The sequence below is a fragment of the Prosthecobacter sp. genome, assembly GCF_044378005.1.
Classification (GTDB): domain Bacteria; phylum Verrucomicrobiota; class Verrucomicrobiia; order Verrucomicrobiales; family Verrucomicrobiaceae; genus Prosthecobacter.
The window spans coordinates 1-3,537 of the sequence record NZ_JBILYB010000285.1 but is presented as its reverse complement, the minus strand read 5'-3'; the positions used below and the strand labels follow the sequence as shown (position 1 = coordinate 3,537).

Here is a 3,537-nt window from a genome sequence, read left to right as displayed (position 1 = left end):
CTTCGCCCTGGGGTCCGGTGGCCATGCCATCACGGAACTTTTTCATGCCGTTGTCGTCCTCGCCTTCACCATCACCGAGGAAGCCCTTCCCCTGACCGAAGCCCTCGCCCATCTTGTCGCAGGTGCCGCCTTTGTTTTTCAGAGACTCGCGGAGCTGGTCGAGCTGCTCTTTGGACATGGACTTGAGGTTCTTCGGGTCGATTTGGGACAGCTCTTTGAGCAACGAAGGATCGAGAGGCAGTGAGCCTGACTTCATCTGCTCCAGTGCCTCGGCGAATTCCTTCAGCATCTGCTCCTTGGCCTGCTCGGAGAGCTTGTCGCCGTAGTTTTGCAGGGCATTCAGGCTGCGCTCGGCGTCCGAGAGATTCCGCCCCATGTTCGCGATCTCGCGCTGGAGCTGCTCTTTCAGTGTGTCACTGGCATTGAGGCTTTCGTGACTGAACCACTTCTCCTGTGGTTGATTGCGCAGGGCATCGAGCTTCGCCTGCTGGTCGGCTTCAGCCTCGGGCGTGATGATTTTCTCCTCCTGCAGCTTCTCCAGCCACTCGTCCATCTTTTGCCAGGCCTGTGGTTCGGCATCAGGGATCACCGCCGCCGCATCGGGCGTGATCGGCAGATAAAAGGCGGCGAGCAAACACACCGCACAAGCTGCGAAAGGTCCGCCGACGCGTGACCACCTCCAACTCAGGCCATCCATCACGCTTCCCGGAATCTCCGGCCACGCGCCGCGTCCAAGCCGCGCCACGGTCAGGGCATTGTGCAGATGAAGCTGCGCCTCCAGCCGCACGAGCGCCGCGTCCGTGCCCATGAAGTGCTTTTTCGCCAAAACCACCGCCGCACTGATGAGCACGACCACCGCACCAGCCACCCAAGGCCAAGCCTGCGCCATCTCCACCGCGATGCCATGCGACCTCAGCCACACGATGCCCGCAAAACCGAGCGCGCCCGCGCCGACAAGCCAAGGCGTGAGCATCTCCATCAGCCAGCCCGCATTCACCTTCCAAGCGGTGCGCCGCGCCAGCTTGCGCCAGCGAGATGAGAGGATGGCCTGATCGTTCATGCGCGTGATATTAACGACTGGCCGGGAAATGCCAAGTTCTGGAATTCGTGTCGCTCCTGCGCTACACCAGCGGCGTTCCTCACGTTCATCTTCACGCTCATGAAATTGCTCCCCGCTCTTCTCCTCCTGCCCGTGCTGGCCTTCGCCCAGACGGATGCGCCGAAAAAGCCTGCTGCGAACCATCACCCGGAAGGTTTTCACGAGCTGAAGATCGGCGATGCGGCACCGGCTTTCGACCTCCTCGGCATTGATGAGGAAAAGCACTCGCTGGCCGAGTATGCGGAGGCCGACCTGCTCATGGTGGCCTTCATCAGCAATCACTGCCCGACTTCGCAGGCTATCGAAGGTCGGCTGAAGCAGCTTGTGAAGGATTACAAAGGCAAGGGGCTGCGTGTCGTCGGCATCAACCCGAATGATCCTGCTGCGCTGCGGTCCGACGAACTCGGCTACTCGAAATACAACGACAGCTTCCCCGAGATGAAGCGCCACGCGAAGGAGCAGGAATTTAATTTTCCCTACCTCTTCGATGGCGAGACGCAGGCCGTCGCGAAGGCCTACGGCTGCCTCGCCACACCTCACGTCTTCCTTTTCGATAAAGAGCGCAAACTCCGCTACCAGGGTCGCTTTGACGACTCCCGCTACGCCGATGCCGCCACCGTGACCTCTCAGGATGCGCGACTCGCCGTCGACGCCCTGCTTTCTGGCAAACCGGTGCCCGTGGAGAACACGCCGCCGCATGGTTGCTCGACGAAGTGGATCGAAAAACGCGTGGCCGTCGCTGCCGACAATGAGAAGTGGGAGAAGAGCGAGGTGCACGTCGAGCTCATCGATGCCGCTGGCGTGGCCGCGCTGCGGAAGAACGACACAAAGAAGGTCCGCATGTTCAACGTCTGGGCCACTTGGTGCGGCCCGTGCGTGGAGGAGTTCCCCGAACTCGTCGCCACCGCGCGGAAGTTCGGTCTGCGTGATTTTGAATTCATCAGCATCAGCATCAACGAGCCCGGCGAACTCAAGGAAGTGAAGGATTTCCTGGAGAAGCACAACGCCATCGTGCCAGACAAGATCAAGCCCAGCCTCAAAGCCGAAGGCCGTGCCGGCAACGCCTACATCTACAACGCCCCGAACACCGATGCCCTCATCCAGGCGCTCGATCCCGAATGGCCTGGCCCCATCCCCCACACCCTCGTCGTCGCCCCCGGCGGAGCCGTCATCTACCGCCACAATGAAGAGGTCAACGGCGACGAACTCCGCGCCAAGATTCTGGAGGCGATGGGGCGGTATTTTGTGCCGGAGGAGTGAGCCAGTGAAGCTTCTCCGACAAAATGATGTGGGGTAAAATCATGACAGAAAGTCAGCCCCATCATTTTACCCTTCATCCTTTTATCGTTCTCCTGTATCCAGCTAGAAATTACCCATGAACCGCCGCCACTTCCTCCAGACCTCTGCTTTCTCCACTGCTGCGCTCGCGCTCGGCCAGGCTCGTGCCGCTGTGCCGGGACTCATGATCGGCATCGACCACTTCGCGGTGCGTGCCACGGGCTGGAAGGCCGCGCAGCACATCGACTACGCCGCCTCGCTGAAGCTCGACACCTGCTTCATCTCGGAGCTGGGTGTGTTTGAGTCCTTCGAAGACGGCTATCTGCAAGGTCTCAAAGATCAGGCCGACAAGGCGGGCGTGAAGCTTTACATCGGCACCAGCAGCGTCTGCGGCACCTCAAACACCTGGAAGCCCACCTATGGCACGCCGGAGGAGACGCTGGCGCTCACCATCAAGGCCGCGAAAAAGCTCGGCTCACCCGTGGCACGTTGTTACCTCGGCAATCAGAAGGACCGCAGCAGCGATGGCGGCATCCAGAAGCACATCGAAGAGACGATCAAAGTCATCCAAGCCAACAAATCCCTGGCCGAAGGCGAAGGCATCAAGATCGCCATCGAGAACCACGCAGGCGACATGCAGAGCCACGAGCTGAAGGCGCTGATCGAGGCCGCAGGCAAAAGCTACGTCGGCGCGAACATCGACCCCGGCAATGCGGTCTGGGCCATGGAAGAGCCGATGGCCCACCTCGAAGTCCTTGGACCCTACACCATCTGCTCCAGCGTGCGTGACAGCATGGCCTGGGAGGATGAAAACGGAGCCGTCATCCAGTGGACCGCCATCGGCGAGGGCCTCGTCGATTTCTCCGCCTACGCCAAACGCTTCGCCCAACTCGCCCCCGGCGTGCCGCTGCAAGTCGAGACCATCTCCGGCTTCGCCAAACCGATGTCGTGGAAGAAGGACGAGTTTTGGACTCCTTTCCCCGGCTATCGCGACACCGCCGCCTTCAAGACCTGGCTCGACTTCACCAAGAAAGGCAAAGCCATCCCCAGCTTCAAAGCCCCCGACGGCCCCGGCAAAAAAGACGCCGAGATCGCCTACCAGAAGGGTGAGCTTGAGCGCAGCACGGCTTGGCTTCGTGAGAAAGCCTGAGGAAATCTCA

At 60.6% G+C, this 3,537-nt stretch carries 3 protein-coding genes; 2 read left to right on the top strand and 1 reads right to left on the bottom strand.

Features of this window, described 5'->3' with window-relative positions:
* Positions 1-1,060 (bottom strand): hypothetical protein (locus AC6FTP_RS26145; RefSeq protein WP_497209837.1); only part of this gene is annotated, 1,060 nt, incomplete at its 3' end.
* Between the two features lie 99 nt (positions 1,061-1,159).
* Here AC6FTP_RS26145 and AC6FTP_RS26140 point away from each other — a divergent pair.
* Complete coding sequence (locus AC6FTP_RS26140) at positions 1,160-2,359, top strand: redoxin domain-containing protein (protein WP_497209836.1); 1,200 nt, start codon at positions 1,160-1,162, stop codon at positions 2,357-2,359.
* Between the two features lie 115 nt (positions 2,360-2,474).
* A complete protein-coding gene (locus AC6FTP_RS26135; RefSeq protein ID WP_497209835.1) occupies positions 2,475-3,527 on the top strand; it encodes a sugar phosphate isomerase/epimerase family protein in 1,053 nt (350 codons plus the stop codon).
* Positions 3,528-3,537 lie beyond the last annotated feature (10 nt).

Bases quoted from the DNA above. Each gene is read 5' to 3' on its own strand.
- AC6FTP_RS26140 (WP_497209836.1), top strand. From the start codon at position 1,160: ATGAAATTGCTCCCCGCTCTTCTCCTCCTGCCCGTGCTGGCCTTCGCC.
- AC6FTP_RS26135 (WP_497209835.1), top strand. From the start codon at position 2,475: ATGAACCGCCGCCACTTCCTCCAGACCTCTGCTTTCTCCACTGCTGCG.